Here is a 15,446-nt window from a genome sequence, read left to right on the forward strand (position 1 = left end):
ACCAGAAATTATCATGCATGAGTGTCCAAAGTCCTTTAGCTGAGCGTTTAACACGCTATCAAAAACACATTAAGCCATTTGCTACGCCTGTTGCTGGCAGCTTGACTCGCGTGGTGGGGTTGACCCTCGAAGCGCGAGGTTTGAGTGCACCAGTTGGCAGTCAATGTAAAATCGAAACCATTCGCGGTTTTGTCGATGCCGAAGTGATTGGCTTCAATGGCGATACACTTTATCTCATGCCAAACGATCACATTTCTGGTGTATTACCAGGTGCCCGAGTGATCCCACAATTAAACGAAACCGGTCTACCAGTTGGCATGTGCTTATTAGGTCGAGTCGTCGATGGCCTTGGAAGACCATTAGATGGTTTAGGTGCTATTGAAGCAGAGCACTATCTTAAGTTTGCTCAAGATCCAATCAACCCACTGGCGAGACGCCCAATCAGCCAACCTATGGATGTGGGTGTGCGTGCAATAAACTCGATCATTACTGTTGGGCAAGGCCAGCGTATGGGATTATTTGCGGGCAGTGGTGTGGGTAAATCAGTTTTACTTGGCATGATGACCCGTGGTAGTGAGGCGGATGTCATTGTTGTAGGTTTGGTGGGGGAGCGTGGCCGCGAAGTAAAAGAGTTTATTGATGAAATTTTAGGTCCAGAAGGTAGACGCCGGTCAGTTGTGGTTGCGGCTCCTGCTGATGCTTCTCCTTTGATGCGTTTAAAAGGCTGCGAGAGTGCAGTTACTATAGCAGAGTACTTTCGCGATCAAGGTTTAAATGTCTTATTACTTTTAGATTCAGTGACACGTTATGCTATGGCGCAGCGTGAAATAGCACTGGCAGTCGGTGAGCCGCCAGCGACTAAAGGCTACCCGCCTTCAGTATTTGCAAAGCTACCTGCGCTGGTGGAGCGAGCCGGTAATGGAGGTGAAGGGCAAGGATCTATAACGGCATTCTTCACTGTTTTAAGTGAAGGTGATGACATGCAAGACCCCATCGCCGACTCAGCGCGTGCAATTCTAGATGGACACATTGTTTTATCCCGTGAGCTGGCTGACAGCGGCCATTACCCGGCGATAGACATCGAAAAGTCTATTAGTCGAGTTATGCCACAAGTGGTTTCTGAGCCGCATATGCAGCAGGCTCGTGTACTTAAACAAGTTTATTCAATGTACCAGCAAAACAAAGACATGATCACATTAGGTGCTTATCAACAGGGAAGCGACCCCATGCTAGATCAAGCCATACAAATGATGCCGCAAGTGAATGGTTTCTTGCAGCAAGGTATGAAAGATGTACTGCGCTATGATGAATGCTTACAAGGCCTCGCACAGTTACTAGGACAAGGCTAATGGCTAAAAATAAATTAGAATTATTACTCAAACTTGAGACCGATAAAGAAGAGAACTTACGCATTAATTATGTGCAAGCGCAGCAAAACTTTGTCAGTAACCAACAAAAACTTCAGGGCCTAAACGACTTTCGATTGGAGTATAGTCAACAGCTTCATAACAGAGCCAAGCAAGGAATGAGTTGTGAAAGCATCAAACAGTACAATTCTTTCATCAACAAAATTGAAGAAGCGATAAACCAGCAAGCAACAACGGTGAGAACGGCGAAACAAGTTGAAGAGCAGCGTCGTAAATTGTGGTTAGCTCAACAAGCGAAAACTAAGGCGATTGCAAAGTTAATTGAAAAGAAAGCAATTGAAAAGCAAGCCAAAGAAAATAAAGCTGAACAAAAAATGTTAGACGAGTTCGCAACGAATATATTTATGAGACGGATTGCAAGCTAGCTTGGCTTAAATATTGCTTTATTTTTACAGGTTATAGAATTTAATACTAATGCGGCTTACGTTTGCCGCTCTGAAAAGGTGTAGATATGCTTAATTTAAAATTAGAAGTGGATCTAAAATTGAGCCAAGCTGAAAAAGCGCGATTTGCCAGTGAAAAAGAGCAAGCAGACAAAAACGCCTTTCATTCAGAGTTAGAGCGAGCTGAAAATGCATCAACGAGCATTGATTCAACGAAAGTTACAACTAAAAATAGTGCGAGTGAACAAGATGCTATTGAAATTACCCAAAAGCCAGTGAGTGAGCACAATGAGAAAGTCAGTGATGTAGACAAACTCATGGTGGCAGACTCTAAAAAAGCAGGGGCTTTATCTAATAGTGATCCAGAGCAGAAAGAGTCGAGTGAAACGCCTTTAGTAGAAAACGCTCGCGAAGCGAGTGAACAAGCTGTTGATGATAAGAAAAAAAACTTAGAACAAATAGCTACGACAAAAGACACTGAGCAAAAAGCAAATATTAGTTTTTATCATGGACAACAAGATCATGAGCAGGTGAGTGCCGAAGGTCAACAAGCGACTAAGCCAGTTACTGATAATAATGCTTTGAATGCTAGTCAAGTCGAACAACCTGAAGTTGCCAAGCCAAATAAACAAAATATTAATACACCTAGTCACACTGGTACGCTTACAAATGCTCAAGTTGAGCCTTCAACCTCTGATAAATTACTTGCTCAGATCCAAGCTTCGACAGCTCAAACTACCGATGTAAAACAGCACCTCGCGCCAGTGCCAAAAGCATTGAAAGACGTGCTAAAACAGTTTGATAGAAGTAAAGAAGTTCTGCCTGTAAACACTGAGAAAGAAGCGGATAAAATTTCACCACCAGACTTAGGGCGAGATGAAAATGAAGCGGTAAAAGTAATGCCTGCTAAATCTGAGCTAGTTTCATTACTTGGTGGGAAAATGCAAGTGGATACTAAATCATCTAGCCACACTGGTGAAGTCAACGCTACATCGTCATTAGCAAGTAAAGCAACTCAAGAACCTCAGGGTCTATCTAAAGACGGCAAACCGAAAATTTTAAATGAACAAATACAATCTCAACCTGTTGCTCAGTCAGGTAAGGTGAATGAGGAGCTTACGGAGTCGGTTAATAATCAGGCTAGTAAAAGTGAAAAGTTAATTAGCAATGTAGCGGTACAGCAAACTTCACCTAAATCAAGCGAAAAACCATCATCTATGCTAATGAATGAGGTGCAACCAGATGCTGATGTTAACCAAGTGTCAGATTTAAATGCGATTAAGAAATCTGATATTGATGTTACTCAAAAATCAAATGAACAAAACAATAGATTATCTCAAATACACGCTGATAAAAGGGTAGATACTTTAACAACTGACTTTAAGCAATCTGTAAAAGAGCCCACAGCAGATAATGTTTCTATTTCTAATGACGCAAAAGTAGTGACACATCTAGATAAGGTAATTGAACGCCAAGAAGGCAGTAACCGAGTTACAGATAAAGTGGTAAATTTGGCAGATAAAACCCCTGTCAACCCTAGTGCTTTAGAGCAGCAAATAAAGTCGCTGCCAAACCAAGAGAAACTTGCACTACAGCACTCATTACAACAGGCCGTTGATAGTGGAAAGTTAGATGATGTGCAATTGGAACGTGCTGAACAGACACTATCAATACTTAAATCAAGTATTGATATGCATGACCAAGATGCTAAAAAAACTGAACCAAAAACAGCCAGCGCTATTGGTGTTATGGGAACTCAGAATAAAGGCAATGCTGATTTAGCTAACTACAACAGTACAAAAGTAACAGCTCAAAGTTTATCTGAGACAGCTCAAGCATCTGTAGAACAAGCAAAGAATGAGCAAGTTTCAACTGCTGATTTATCAGACGTAATGCAGGCTAATAATGAACAGTTTACAAAGCAAGGCCGTAAAGCTGAGATGAGCCCGCAAACAGAGAATATTTTCAAGTCGATAATACAGCAGACACCATTAGCGAATATGCAATCAACACACGATTTAGATATTTCTCAATCAGTTCAACAGTTTGATAATGTATTGCAAAATGCGCAAACGCAGCAAAGTGCAGCCGTCACTCAAAAGGCAAGTACTGACCCAAATATTGCTCAAACATTTAACCTGCAGAAAAATGATGCGGTAAAAGCATTACATGACAAAGTAAATGCAATGCTGAACATTAATAATAAAGAAGCGGAGATTCGCCTCGATCCGCCAGAGTTAGGCAGTATGCAAATTCGCATTCGCAGTGAAGCAGAACAGGCCCAGGTGAATTTTGTGGTTCAAAACCAGCAAGCAAAAGAGGCATTAGAACAATCTATGCCTAAACTTAAAGAAATGCTTGCTGAGCAAGGTATCCAGCTAGGAGAAAGTAATATTCAACAGGATTCTGGTTCAAGTTCTGAGCAAGGTACTGATGAAGCTCAAGAACTTGGTAATTCAAAGCTTGCTAATCAGGAGTCACAAGCGCAAAATAGCCAACAAACTAGAACAAATTCATCAAGCAGTGAATCCGGCATAGATTACTACGCATAACTGCTGCTAATATTGATTAGATTAGAATAAACTTGAAGGCTAGGCATGGCAGAAGAAACTGATTTAGAAATTGAAGAGTCGGGTGGCGGCAAGAAAAAGCTCATTATTATCATTGCTGCGGCTGTAGTGTTAATTGCAGGTGCTGTTGGGGCTTTTTTATTTTTATCAGGTGATGAAGAGCCGGCTGAGACTTTAGCGGAAGAAACGGTTGCGACAGAGGCTGCTTCTGAGTCTTCAGGTGCAGAACTTGGTAGTGCATTATACGTGGCGATGCCAAGACCTTTCGTATTCAATGTGCCAGGCGCAAGCCGAGATCGAATTGTCCAAATTAAAGTACAACTTCTTGTTCGTGGTGACGTTAATGAAGAAGTTGCTAAGAAACATATTCCACTTATTGAAAGTACACTGTTAGGTGTGCTTTCAACTACAACTGCTGACGAGTTGAGTACGTCAGCGGGCAAAGAGACAATTCGTCTAACGGCCTTAGATAAAGTACAGGCCGCGATGGAAGCTGTTGAAGGCAGTAAAGTGATCGAACGCGTGTTATTCACCGGCTTTGTTATGCAGTAGCGAGGGTTAAGTGAGCGATTTATTATCCCAAGACGAAATTGATGCGCTCTTACACGGTGTTGATGAAGTCGAAGAAGACGAGATAGTTGAAGAGGGCGGCGAGTCCTCTGCTGGTGCACTGCAGTATGACTTCTCTTCTCAAGATCGTATTGTTCGTGGTCGTATGCCGACCCTTGAAATCGTTAACGAACGATTTGCAAGGCATATGCGGATCAGCCTATTTAATATGATGCGCCGTACCGCTGAAGTCTCTATAAACGGTGTACAAATGCTCAAGTTTGGTGAGTACATACATACCTTGTTTGTCCCAACCAGCCTCAACATGGTGAGATTTAGACCTTTAAAAGGTACTGGCTTGATCACCATGGAAGCGCGCTTGGTATTTATCTTAGTAGATAATTTCTTTGGTGGTGATGGCCGTTACCATGCAAAAATCGAAGGCCGAGAATTCACACCAACCGAACGTCGTATCGTGCAGATGCTTCTTAAAATCATCTTCGAGGACTACAAAGAAGCATGGGCGCCTGTAATGGATGTGTCTTTTGAGTACTTAGACTCAGAAGTAAACCCAGCGATGGCGAATATTGTGAGCCCAACTGAAGTGGTTGTTATAAGTTCATTTCATATAGAGCTTGATGGCGGCGGCGGTGACTTTCATATCTCACTACCTTACTCAATGCTTGAGCCTATTCGAGAGCTGTTAGATGCAGGTGTGCAATCAGATACAGAAGATACTGATTTGCGCTGGAGTAAAGCGTTACGTGATGAAATCATGGATGTCGAAGTAGAGCTATCTACGCAACTGTTAGAAATAGATTTATCATTAGAACAGGTTATGGGCCTCAAAGCTGGCGATGTTATTCCAGTTGAAATGCCAGAGCATATAACTGTTTTTGTTGAAGATTTACCAACGTTTAGAGCGAAAATGGGCCGTTCTAGAGATAATGTTGCACTACAAATTAGTGAAAAAATTAAACGCCCTGAATCTGTTAAGTCTGAGCTTCATGTTTTCACAAAAGGCGGGAAAAAGCTCGATTCTGACGCTGAGCTGGCAGAGCTAGAGGAAGATCTACACCTATCAGAGGGTGTGGATTTAGATTGGTAAGGTTAACTATTAGGTTTTAAGTTATGAGCGATGATCAAGATACTATGGATGAATGGGCTGCGGCCTTAGCAGAAGCAGAAGGAGCTGATGACGGCGGCGATGTTGCAATTGCAGAGCTCGATGAACTTCAAGATTCGTCTCAAAGTTTATCTGCTGAAGAAAAGCGTAAGCTTGATACTATTTTAGATATCCCGGTCACCATTTCGATGGAAGTAGGTCGTTCTAAGATTAATATTCGTAATTTACTTCAGCTTAACCAGGGGTCAGTTGTTGAGCTTGATAGAGTTGCGGGTGAGCCGCTGGATGTGCTTGTAAATGGTACGCTTATCGCTCACGGAGAAGTCGTTGTCGTGAATGACAAGTTTGGTATTCGTCTTACTGACGTTATCAGTCAAGTTGAGCGAATTAAGAAGCTACGATGAAAAAGGGGTTGCTTCCGGTTGCAGGGTTTTCCGCTCCGGCACTTGCTGGGTCAAGTAATATTGGTCTGAGTAGCGATTTAGTATCAATGAGCCTATCACTTTTTTTGGTGTTAGGCTTAATTGTTGGTATGGCGGTACTTTTAAAAAGGCTTAATCCTAGTCTAGGTAATAGCCCCGACTTTAAAGTTGTTAGAAGCTTTCCTTTGGGTAACAGAGAACGTTTGATGGTGATTGAGCTTGATGGCAAGCACCACCTCCTGGGGGTCACTTCTCAAAACATTAATTATTTGTATCAGCTCGAAACGCCCTTGAGTGACCAAAATACCCCTGCTTTTGCAAAAGAGTTAAGCCGCTTTATGATGCCGGCCAATAAGAAGAACAAAGCAGATGATTAAGTTAAGTATAGGCATATTATTTTTGCTACTAGCGCCTTTTGCTGGTGCAGAAGGAATAGAAGCGCTGAGTGTTACTACGAATCCAGATGGGTCCCAAGAGTATTCTGTAACACTACAAGTTTTGGCTTTAATGACAGCTCTAAGCTTTATACCTGCGGCAGTCATTATGATGACCTCATTTACACGTATTATTGTTGTGTTAGCCATACTTCGACAAGCAATCGGTTTACAGCAATCTCCTTCAAATCAGATTTTGCTTGGTATGTCGCTGTTTTTGACCTTCTTCATTATGGCGCCAATATTTTCACAAATTAATGAAAGAGCGGTTCAGCCCTATCTCAATGAAGAGCTCACTTCGATCCAATCACTAGAGCAAGCGAAAGAGCCAATTAAGGCCTTTATGTTGTCACAGACAAGAATCAAAGATCTTGAAACCTTTGCGAAAATTGCAGGCTATGACAAGCTTGATAGCCCTGAAGACACCCCCTTTGTGGTGATTATTCCGGCATTCGTGACGAGTGAATTACAAACCGCATTTATTATTGGTTTTATGTTTTTCATCCCATTTTTGATTGTTGACCTCGTCGTAGCCAGTGTTTTGATGGCCATGGGTATGATGATGCTATCGCCAATGATTGTTGCCTTGCCATTTAAGATCATGCTGTTTGTTCTTGTTGATGGTTGGGGGTTAGTTATGGGGACGCTTGCTCGAAGTTTTGGCCTAGGAGTCTGATATGGAACCAGAAGTTTTTGTCGACATATTAAGTGACGCACTATTTGTTGTTATCAAACTCGTTGCTGCTATTGTACTTCCCGGTTTAATGGTGGGCTTAGTTGTTGCTGTGTTTCAAGCGGCGACCTCTATTAACGAACAGACACTCAGCTTTTTACCTCGTTTGATTATCACAATAATTGCATTGATAGTTGGTGGTCATTGGATGACTCAGGTTTTAATGGACTATTTTCAAGGGTTGATAATGCAAATACCTGAAATCGCAGGTTAAAATGGAATTTACTTTTGCTGTAATTTTACAGTGGCTCAGTGACTTTATCCTTCCTTTAGTGAGAGTCACAAGCATGATGATGATTATGGCCGGTCTGGGTGCGAAAAGTGTACCGACTCGCATAAAGTTAGCATTGTGCGTTGTGATCACCTTTGCAGCGATGCCTATGCTGCCCAAGTCTCAATTTACAGACTTATTTTCTTTTGCCATGGTGCTGGTAGTCATAGAAGAGATGATTATTGGTTTTGCCATTGGCTTTGCGTCAATGCTGCTATTAAATACGTTTATCATTGCAGGTCAAATACTAGCAATGCAAACCGGCTTGGGTTTTGCGTCAGTTGTTGATCCTGCGAATGGCTTGAGTGTCCCCGCTGTGGGTCAGTTTTACCTGATCCTTTCAACACTACTCTTTTTTGTTTTTAATGGCCATTTGATGATGATCCAAATGGTGTTATACAGCTTTGAAAGTATCCCTATCGGTCAGTTTACTTGGTCAATTGATAATTATTGGCAAATCGTGAATTGGGGAGGGTGGATGTTTGCAACAGCCTTGGCACTTTCTCTTGCTCCCTTAACCGCGATGTTAGTGATTAATCTTTCATTTGGTATTATCACTAGGGCTTCACCCCAAATGAATATTTTCGCGGTTGGTTTTGCATTTACGCTTGTTGCTGGTTTAATGATTATATGGGCGACTCTGGGTAACTTCATTGTGCAATATGAATTTCAGTGGCTTAAAATGACAGAGTTACTTTGTAATTTAATTGGCTGTACGGTGTAGAGAATGGCTGAAGATTCTGGTCAAGAGAGGACCGAAGAACCCACAGATAAAAAAATAAATGAGTCTCGTAAGAAAGGGCAAGTTGCCCGTTCAAAGGATCTTGGCACTACTTTCGTGCTGATCTTCTCAGCGATTGCTTTATTAATGTATGGACCTGCAATCGCGAAAGGCCTCTATAACATTATGGGTCGTGGGCTAACATTGAATCGAAATGAAACTTACGACACCACGAAAATGTTCTCTGTTTGGGGAGAAATGTTTTCTGAGTTATTTTTTCCGATGGCTATGTTTGTATTTATCATCACAATCGCAGGTATCGTTGGGAATACTTTGCTGGGAGGCTTTAACTTCAGTTGGCAAGCAGCTGCACCCAAGGCAAGCAAGATGTCTCCTATGAAAGGGATCAAGCGTATGCTGGGTCCTCAAGCAGCCATAGAGTTAGTGAAAGCTATTCTTAAATTTGTATTGGTTGCTGGCTTCGCAATTTTATTAATACAAATGTTTTTTTATGAAATTCTACACTTGAGTATTGAGCAGGTCCCAAGTTCAATTATTCATGCCCTAGAAATTCTGGCTTGGATGTTTTTGGCGCTTAGTTGCACAATGATAATCATCTCAGCAATAGATGCGCCTTACCAAAGCTATAACCACCACAAGCAACTAAAAATGACGTTGCAAGAAGTGAAAGATGAGTACAAAAACTCAGAAGGTGATCCGCAAATAAAAGCGCGAATTCGACGAACACAACGCGAAATGTCACAAAGGCGCATGATGCAGGATGTGCCAGATGCCGATGTCGTTGTTACAAACCCGACTCACTATTCAGTTGCGCTTAAATACGACACAGAAAAAGCAGGAGCACCGATTGTGCTTGCTAAAGGTGTTGATGAGTTAGCAATGCAGATAAGGAAAATTGCTAAAGGTAATGAGGTCCCTATTGTTGAGTCTCCCGTCTTAACACGCTCACTCTATCACACCACTGAAGTTGGCGATCAAATTCCAGATCAACTTTTCACTGCCGTGGCACAAGTTTTAGCCTATGTATTTCAGCTAAAACGTTATCAAAAAGGTCGTGGAAGAAGACCAACAAAGCTCAGTAATAACTTGCCTATCCCAGATGATGTAAAACATTAAATCCTGTAAATTTATTGGCTCACTAATTGCTTTATTAGACCAGTGTCAATATTTTGTAGTTGTTAAGTTATGGATTTTAAAGCAGTTTTACAAGGTCTTAATGAGAATAAAAAAGACTATGCAAAAGGGGTCGGAACACCATTATTAGTGCTTGCGGCTTTGGGCATGGTAATTTTGCCTTTACCTCCATTCCTTTTAGACATCTTATTCTCTTTTAATATCGCTTTGGCTTTGGTGGTATTACTCGTTACTGTTTACACAATGAAACCACTAGAGTTTGGCATGTTTCCAGCGGTTCTACTTATTGCAACCATCATGCGATTAGCGTTGAATGTAGCCAGTACTCGTGTTGTATTACTAGAAGGCCACAATGGCGGAGATGCTGCTGGTAAGGTAATTGAAGCGTTCGGCTCTGTGGTTATTGGCGGTAACTATGCCGTTGGTCTTGTTGTCTTCTTAATCCTGATTATTATCAACTTTGTAGTTATTACCAAAGGTGCTGGTCGTATTTCTGAAGTGTCAGCACGTTTCACTCTAGATGCCATGCCAGGTAAACAGATGGCAATTGATGCTGATTTAAATGCTGGTTTTATCAGTGCAGATGAAGCACGCAAACGCCGCGACGAAGTAACACGTGAAGCGGATTTTTACGGTTCAATGGATGGTGCTAGTAAGTTCGTAAAAGGTGATGCGATAGCAGGTATTGTAATCCTAGCCATCAATATTATTGGTGGTTTATTTGTTGGTATGATCCAACACGACTTAACATTTTCAAGAGCCATGGAAGTATATACATTACTTACCATTGGTGATGGCCTGGTTGCACAGCTGCCTTCTCTTTTACTTTCAATTGGTACTGCAATCGTCGTTACTCGCCAAAACGAATCTCATAACATGGGTGAGCAGTTTAAAACTCAGTTAGGAAATGAGAAATCTCTCTATATTGCTGCTGGTATCTTAATTACAATGGGTCTAGTACCTGGCATGCCACATATTGCATTTTTAAGTTTAGGTGCGCTTCTTGGTTACTTGGCTTATTACACGCAGCAGCAAAAAGCAAAAGCAGAAGAGGAGCAGGCTCAACAAGAAGCCAAAGGTGGAGATGTTGCAGCTAAACAACAAGATCAAAAAGAGCTTGGCTGGGATGATGTTCAACCGGTCGATGTGATTGGCTTAGAGGTTGGCTATCGTTTAATTCCATTAGTTGATCAGGCTCAAGGTGGTGAGCTTTTAAGCCGCATTAAAGGTGTTCGTAAAAAGCTTTCACAAGAGCTTGGCTTCTTGGTTCCTCCAGTGCACATCAGAGATAATCTTGAATTAGATCCAAATGAATACCGTATCACCCTTATGGGGGTAGGTTCAGGAAATGGCGAATTAAAACATGGTGATGAATTAGCCATAAACCCTGGGCAAGTATTTGGCCCAATCAATGGCGTAGCAACGACTGATCCTGCCTTTGGTTTAGAAGCTGTTTGGATTAAGCCGGAGCAAAAAGACGAGGCGCATTCATTAGGTTACACTGTTGTAGATGCAGCGACTGTTGTCGCAACTCATATTAGTCAACTGCTTACAAATAATGCCTCATTACTACTAGGGCATGAAGAAGTACAAAATTTATTAGATATGCTTGCTAAGTCACACCCTCGTTTAGTAGAAGGCTTAGTTCCAGATATTCTACCTCTTACTACGATTGTTAAAGTGCTGCAAAACTTACTGAATGAAGGCGTTGCAATTCGTGATATGCGCTCGATTGTTCAGACTCTTGTTGAGTATGGCCCACGCAGTCAAGACCCAGATGTATTAACCTCTGCAGTGAGAATTTCACTGCGTAGATTAATCGTTCAAGACGCTGTCGGCGGTGCCGACGAAATCCCTGTCATAACATTGGCGCCTGAGTTGGAACAGATGTTGCATCAGTCACTTCAGAACGCAGGTGATGAAGGGGCTGGAATCGAGCCAGGCCTTGCGGAGCGACTTCAAACATCATTAAGAGAAGCGCACCAAACGCAAGAAATGCTGGGCGACCCATCCATCCTTCTAACCTCAGGTATGTTAAGAAGTGTGCTTTCAAGGTTTGTCAAACATACGATCCCAGGTCTTCGAGTGATGTCATATCAAGAAGTACCAGATGAAAGACAAATTAAAATTGTAAGCTCAGTTGGACAATAGATAGGAATTAAGGGGTTGTAACATGAAAATTAAACGTTTTTTTGCCAAAGATATGCGCACAGCACTGAAAGAAGTAAAAGAAGAGCTTGGCGCTGATGCTGTGATTATGTCGAACAAGAAACTGGCAGATGGTGTAGAAATTGTTGCAGCCGTAGATAATGATAGAGCGCCAGAAGCACCCGTTGAGGCGCCACAAGTAAATACAGCGCCTGCGCAGCTCCAAGCTACACAACCGCGCTTTGTTCGCCCTGAACCGCAGCGTGCAAAACCAGAGCCTCAGGCTCAAGTTGCTGATAGTTTACAGGCACTATTAGACAGGCAAGCGCCGAAGCCCCGTTCACCTGAGCTTGCTTCTATGTTCTCTCAATCTGGCATTAATACCGAAGAAGTATTTAAGCCTCGTCAAGCGACTGAAGAGCGATATGAGCGTCCAACCTCAACGCAAAATTTCAGGGCTGAGTCAAATGTTAAAACTCAACAGCAAGCGCAATCATGGAATTTTGATGATGACCTCGATACAGGCTTTGCTGATGATTTTGAGCCTGCGCCTAAAAAAGTCGATGAAATGGCAACCATGAGAGAAGAAATGAATGCCATTCGTCAATTACTTGAACATCAAGTTTCAGGCTTAATGAAGCAAGAAATGGAAAGAAGAGACCCAACGAGAGCGTGTTTAGTTGACCGTTTACAAGGTATGGGCGTTGATAAAGAAGTTGCTGAACAAATGGCTTGCTTCATCCCTGATGACGTTTCTCGTAAAGAAGCTTGGAATTCATTGCTTGAAATGGTAGCTAATCAAATGCATACAACCAACAACGATATTCTTCGTCAAGGTGGTGTATATGCATTAGTAGGTCCAACTGGTGTAGGTAAAACAACGACAGTCGCTAAACTTGCTGCATTAGGCGCGCAGAAATACGGTGCAGACAAAGTTGCGTTAATCACAACTGATACTTATAGAATTGGTGCTTATGAGCAACTGGCAACTTACGGCAGAATTATTGGTTGTCCAGTCAAACAAGTAAAAGATGCCAATGAATTAGCAGAAGTTTTATATCATTTACGCAATAAGCGTCTAGTATTAATAGATACTGCGGGTATGAGTCAAAGAGATATCCGTTTAACAGAACAACTTAATACGTTAATGAGAAGCTCTAGAGTCGATATTAGAAGTTATTTGGTTTTAAGTGCAACATCGCAAATGCATGTACTGCAAGAAGCGGTTCGTCACTTCCAAAAAGTGAATTTAAGTGGTTGTATTTTTACAAAACTTGATGAATGTCTAAGTTTAGGCGAGATTATTAGTATTGCGATTCAAAATCGCTTGCCAATAGGGTATCTTACTAACGGTCAACGAGTGCCAGAAGACATTCGTGTAGCAAATGCTCATAAAATGGTCAAAAAGGCTGAGCAATTGTATTTAAAGAGAATAAAAGCACAACATTCGCGACGTGTACCTGTAGCGTCTCAGACAGTAGGAATGTATGATTAACACAGTATTAGATCAAGCAAGTGGCCTGCGTAGAATGAATCAAAATGGCAACCATGGCGTAAAAGTAATTGCAGTAACGGGTGGTAAAGGAGGGGTTGGTAAAACCAATGTCTCATTAAATACGGCTATTGCACTTGGTCAGCAAGGAAACAGAGTGCTCGTCTTAGATGCTGACTTAGGTTTGGCAAACTGTGACGTGATGCTTGGTTTAAGAGTAGAAAAAAACCTGTCTCATGTCCTTTCGGGTGAGTGTGAGTTAGATGAGATCTTAGTTGAAGGTCCTGCTGGTATTAAAATTGTACCGGCTACCTCAGGATCGCAAAATATGGTTGAATTGACACCTGCAGAGCATGCAGGTCTCATCCGCGCATTTAGCGAGCTAAATACAGAATTTGATATTTTAATTGTCGATACCGCAGCGGGTATTTCAGACATGGTTCTTAGTTTTTCTCGCGCAGCACAAGATGTGATGGTCGTTGTGTGTGATGAACCGACCTCAATTACAGATGCTTACGCACTTATCAAGGTGCTTAGTCGTGAACACGGTGTTTACCGTTTTAAAATTGTTGCTAACATGGTTAGAAGCTTACGCGAAGGGCAGGAGCTTTTTGCTAAACTTTCGAAAGTTACTGACAGATTCTTAGATGTTGCACTAGAATTAGTTGCAACCATTCCGTTTGATGAAAACATGCGTAAATCTTCTCGCCGTCAAAAAACCATTGTTGAGTTATTTCCAAACTCTCCGGCAGCGGTTGCATTTAGAGGGTTAGCGAGTAAAGCAGTTAAATGGCCAATACCACATCAACCTTCTGGTCATTTAGAGTTTTTTATTGAACAGCTAGTCAACGGATAACTATGTCGTCATCGATGGGTAAAGCGATGGGCTATCAAACTACAGACAACCTTAATAGAGTGATAGAGCGTCATACCGGTCTTGTCAAAAAAGTGGCGTGCCATTTGTTGGCACGTTTACCAGCAAATATTCAGTTAGACGATCTTGTACAATCAGGCATGATAGGTTTGATTGAAGCCAGTAAAAACTTTGACGCAAGTAAGGGTGCAAGTTTTGAAACTTTTGCGGGGATCAGGATCCGAGGCGCGATGTTAGATGAAATTCGCCGTGGAGACTGGGCACCAAGAAGTGTACATAAGAATAGTCGTATGGTTGCTGAAGCAATTGCTAATCTAGAAAGCGTCCTAGGTCGAGAGCCAAAAGACACTGAAATTGCTGAAAAACTTGATATTACTCTGGATGAGTACCATCATATTCTACATGATGTGAATGCAAGTAAAATCATTGGAATTGAAGATTTGGGGGTTGATGAAGACGTAATCACTCCTGTTAACAATGATTTAGCGCTAGACAAACCGTTCAATAACGTTAAAAATGAACGCTTTAACGAATCGTTGCTAACGGCGATTCAATCGTTACCCGAAAGAGATGCGCTAGTCTTATCTCTTTACTATAACGATGAAATGAATTTAAAAGAAATAGGGCAAATACTCGATGTAAGTGAATCTCGAGTAAGCCAAATTCATGGGCAGGCAATGATCAGGCTTAGGGCTAAAATCAATGACTGGGTCAATTAGAGTAATAATAATAGGTTCAAACCTCACTGGAGGATGTTTTGGATAAAAACATGAAAATTCTTGTGGTTGATGATTTTTCTACGATGAGAAGAATAATCAAAAACCTGCTTAGAGACTTAGGTTTTACAAATGTACAAGAAGCAGACGATGGCAGCACAGCTTTGCCTATGCTTCAAAATCAAGAATTTGACTTCGTAGTCACGGACTGGAATATGCCAGGTATGCAAGGTATCGATCTTCTTCGTGCTATACGTGCAGATGACAGTCTTAAGCATATTCCAGTACTTATGGTGACGGCTGAAGCGAAAAAAGAGCAAATTGTTGCTGCGGCGCAAGCTGGTGTAAATGGTTATATTGTAAAACCTTTCACTGCTGGAACACTTAAAACAAAACTAGAAAAAGTGTTTGAACGTTTAGGCTAG

16 protein-coding genes are annotated in these 15,446 nt (G+C 41.7%); all 16 read left to right on the forward strand.

The window, feature by feature from the left end; translation table 11 throughout:
- The first annotated feature begins 17 nt into the window (after positions 1-17).
- The 16 genes from fliI (at position 18) to cheY (ending at position 15,446) form a co-directional block, all read left to right on the forward strand.
- On the forward strand, positions 18-1,349 hold the full coding sequence (gene fliI, locus ACXAC4_RS04375) for a flagellar protein export ATPase FliI (RefSeq protein ID WP_475159297.1): 1,332 nt from the start codon (positions 18-20) through the stop codon (positions 1,347-1,349).
- The gene (gene fliJ / locus ACXAC4_RS04380; RefSeq protein WP_475159299.1) at positions 1,349-1,792 is read left to right on the forward strand and encodes a flagellar export protein FliJ; all 444 of its coding nucleotides are present in this window, start codon (positions 1,349-1,351) and stop codon (positions 1,790-1,792) included. The genes fliI and fliJ overlap by 1 nt, the downstream gene beginning before the upstream one ends.
- An 86-nt stretch (positions 1,793-1,878) precedes the next feature.
- The gene (locus tag ACXAC4_RS04385; protein ID WP_475159301.1) at positions 1,879-4,362 is read left to right on the forward strand and encodes a flagellar hook-length control protein FliK; all 2,484 of its coding nucleotides are present in this window, start codon (positions 1,879-1,881) and stop codon (positions 4,360-4,362) included.
- Positions 4,363-4,407: 45 nt separating this feature from the next.
- Positions 4,408-4,932 (forward strand): flagellar basal body-associated protein FliL, encoded by a 525-nt coding sequence (fliL, locus tag ACXAC4_RS04390; RefSeq protein WP_138483370.1) that lies wholly within the window; start codon positions 4,408-4,410, stop codon positions 4,930-4,932.
- A gap of 10 nt (positions 4,933-4,942) precedes the next feature.
- Positions 4,943-6,037, forward strand: a complete 1,095-nt coding sequence (gene fliM / locus ACXAC4_RS04395; RefSeq protein ID WP_349287165.1) for a flagellar motor switch protein FliM — start codon at positions 4,943-4,945, stop codon at positions 6,035-6,037.
- A gap of 23 nt (positions 6,038-6,060) precedes the next feature.
- Positions 6,061-6,459 carry a flagellar motor switch protein FliN gene (gene fliN, locus ACXAC4_RS04400; protein WP_475159305.1) on the forward strand — a complete coding sequence of 133 codons (399 nt, stop codon included), beginning with the start codon at positions 6,061-6,063 and terminating at the stop codon, positions 6,457-6,459.
- The gene (gene fliO / locus ACXAC4_RS04405; protein WP_475159308.1) at positions 6,456-6,854 is read left to right on the forward strand and encodes a flagellar biosynthetic protein FliO; all 399 of its coding nucleotides are present in this window, start codon (positions 6,456-6,458) and stop codon (positions 6,852-6,854) included. The genes fliN and fliO overlap by 4 nt, the downstream gene beginning before the upstream one ends.
- Positions 6,847-7,587, forward strand: coding sequence for a flagellar type III secretion system pore protein FliP (fliP, locus tag ACXAC4_RS04410; protein WP_475159311.1), 741 nt, complete (start codon positions 6,847-6,849; stop codon positions 7,585-7,587). Before fliO ends, fliP begins: the two co-directional genes overlap by 8 nt.
- A 1-nt stretch (position 7,588) precedes the next feature.
- On the forward strand, positions 7,589-7,858 hold the full coding sequence (fliQ, locus tag ACXAC4_RS04415) for a flagellar biosynthesis protein FliQ (RefSeq protein WP_058029205.1): 270 nt from the start codon (positions 7,589-7,591) through the stop codon (positions 7,856-7,858).
- A 1-nt stretch (position 7,859) separates the two neighbouring features.
- Complete coding sequence (fliR, locus tag ACXAC4_RS04420; protein ID WP_349287169.1) at positions 7,860-8,639, forward strand: flagellar biosynthetic protein FliR; 780 nt, start codon at positions 7,860-7,862, stop codon at positions 8,637-8,639.
- A gap of 3 nt (positions 8,640-8,642) precedes the next feature.
- On the forward strand, positions 8,643-9,773 hold the full coding sequence (flhB, locus tag ACXAC4_RS04425; RefSeq protein ID WP_349287170.1) for a flagellar biosynthesis protein FlhB: 1,131 nt from the start codon (positions 8,643-8,645) through the stop codon (positions 9,771-9,773).
- 69 nt (positions 9,774-9,842) lie between these two features.
- Positions 9,843-11,942 (forward strand): flagellar biosynthesis protein FlhA, encoded by a 2,100-nt coding sequence (gene flhA / locus ACXAC4_RS04430; protein ID WP_475159313.1) that lies wholly within the window; start codon positions 9,843-9,845, stop codon positions 11,940-11,942.
- A 22-nt stretch (positions 11,943-11,964) separates the two neighbouring features.
- Positions 11,965-13,434, forward strand: a complete 1,470-nt coding sequence (gene flhF, locus ACXAC4_RS04435; RefSeq protein WP_475159315.1) for a flagellar biosynthesis protein FlhF — start codon at positions 11,965-11,967, stop codon at positions 13,432-13,434.
- The gene (locus ACXAC4_RS04440; protein WP_138483351.1) at positions 13,427-14,287 is read left to right on the forward strand and encodes a MinD/ParA family ATP-binding protein; all 861 of its coding nucleotides are present in this window, start codon (positions 13,427-13,429) and stop codon (positions 14,285-14,287) included. Before flhF ends, ACXAC4_RS04440 begins: the two co-directional genes overlap by 8 nt.
- A gap of 26 nt (positions 14,288-14,313) precedes the next feature.
- Positions 14,314-15,024 (forward strand): RNA polymerase sigma factor FliA, encoded by a 711-nt coding sequence (locus ACXAC4_RS04445; RefSeq protein WP_475164046.1) that lies wholly within the window; start codon positions 14,314-14,316, stop codon positions 15,022-15,024.
- Positions 15,025-15,062: 38 nt separating this feature from the next.
- Positions 15,063-15,446 (forward strand): chemotaxis response regulator CheY, encoded by a 384-nt coding sequence (gene cheY / locus ACXAC4_RS04450; RefSeq protein ID WP_010364893.1) that lies wholly within the window; start codon positions 15,063-15,065, stop codon positions 15,444-15,446.

The sequence above is a fragment of the Pseudoalteromonas sp. AWM4_233 genome (genome assembly GCF_056158285.1).

What these genes read in the sequence shown, in the direction of transcription:
- fliI (WP_475159297.1), top strand. Translation starts at nt 18, where the DNA reads ATGAGTGTCCAAAGTCCTTTAGCTGAGCGTTTAACACGCTATCAAAAA.
- fliJ (WP_475159299.1), top strand. Translation starts at nt 1,349, where the DNA reads ATGGCTAAAAATAAATTAGAATTATTACTCAAACTTGAGACCGATAAA.
- ACXAC4_RS04385 (WP_475159301.1), top strand. Translation starts at nt 1,879, where the DNA reads ATGCTTAATTTAAAATTAGAAGTGGATCTAAAATTGAGCCAAGCTGAA.
- fliL (WP_138483370.1), top strand. Translation starts at nt 4,408, where the DNA reads ATGGCAGAAGAAACTGATTTAGAAATTGAAGAGTCGGGTGGCGGCAAG.
- fliN (WP_475159305.1), top strand. Translation starts at nt 6,061, where the DNA reads ATGAGCGATGATCAAGATACTATGGATGAATGGGCTGCGGCCTTAGCA.
- fliO (WP_475159308.1), top strand. Translation starts at nt 6,456, where the DNA reads ATGAAAAAGGGGTTGCTTCCGGTTGCAGGGTTTTCCGCTCCGGCACTT.
- fliP (WP_475159311.1), top strand. Translation starts at nt 6,847, where the DNA reads ATGATTAAGTTAAGTATAGGCATATTATTTTTGCTACTAGCGCCTTTT.
- fliQ (WP_058029205.1), top strand. Translation starts at nt 7,589, where the DNA reads ATGGAACCAGAAGTTTTTGTCGACATATTAAGTGACGCACTATTTGTT.
- fliR (WP_349287169.1), top strand. Translation starts at nt 7,860, where the DNA reads ATGGAATTTACTTTTGCTGTAATTTTACAGTGGCTCAGTGACTTTATC.
- flhB (WP_349287170.1), top strand. Translation starts at nt 8,643, where the DNA reads ATGGCTGAAGATTCTGGTCAAGAGAGGACCGAAGAACCCACAGATAAA.
- flhA (WP_475159313.1), top strand. Translation starts at nt 9,843, where the DNA reads ATGGATTTTAAAGCAGTTTTACAAGGTCTTAATGAGAATAAAAAAGAC.
- flhF (WP_475159315.1), top strand. Translation starts at nt 11,965, where the DNA reads ATGAAAATTAAACGTTTTTTTGCCAAAGATATGCGCACAGCACTGAAA.
- ACXAC4_RS04440 (WP_138483351.1), top strand. Translation starts at nt 13,427, where the DNA reads ATGATTAACACAGTATTAGATCAAGCAAGTGGCCTGCGTAGAATGAAT.
- ACXAC4_RS04445 (WP_475164046.1), top strand. Translation starts at nt 14,314, where the DNA reads ATGGGCTATCAAACTACAGACAACCTTAATAGAGTGATAGAGCGTCAT.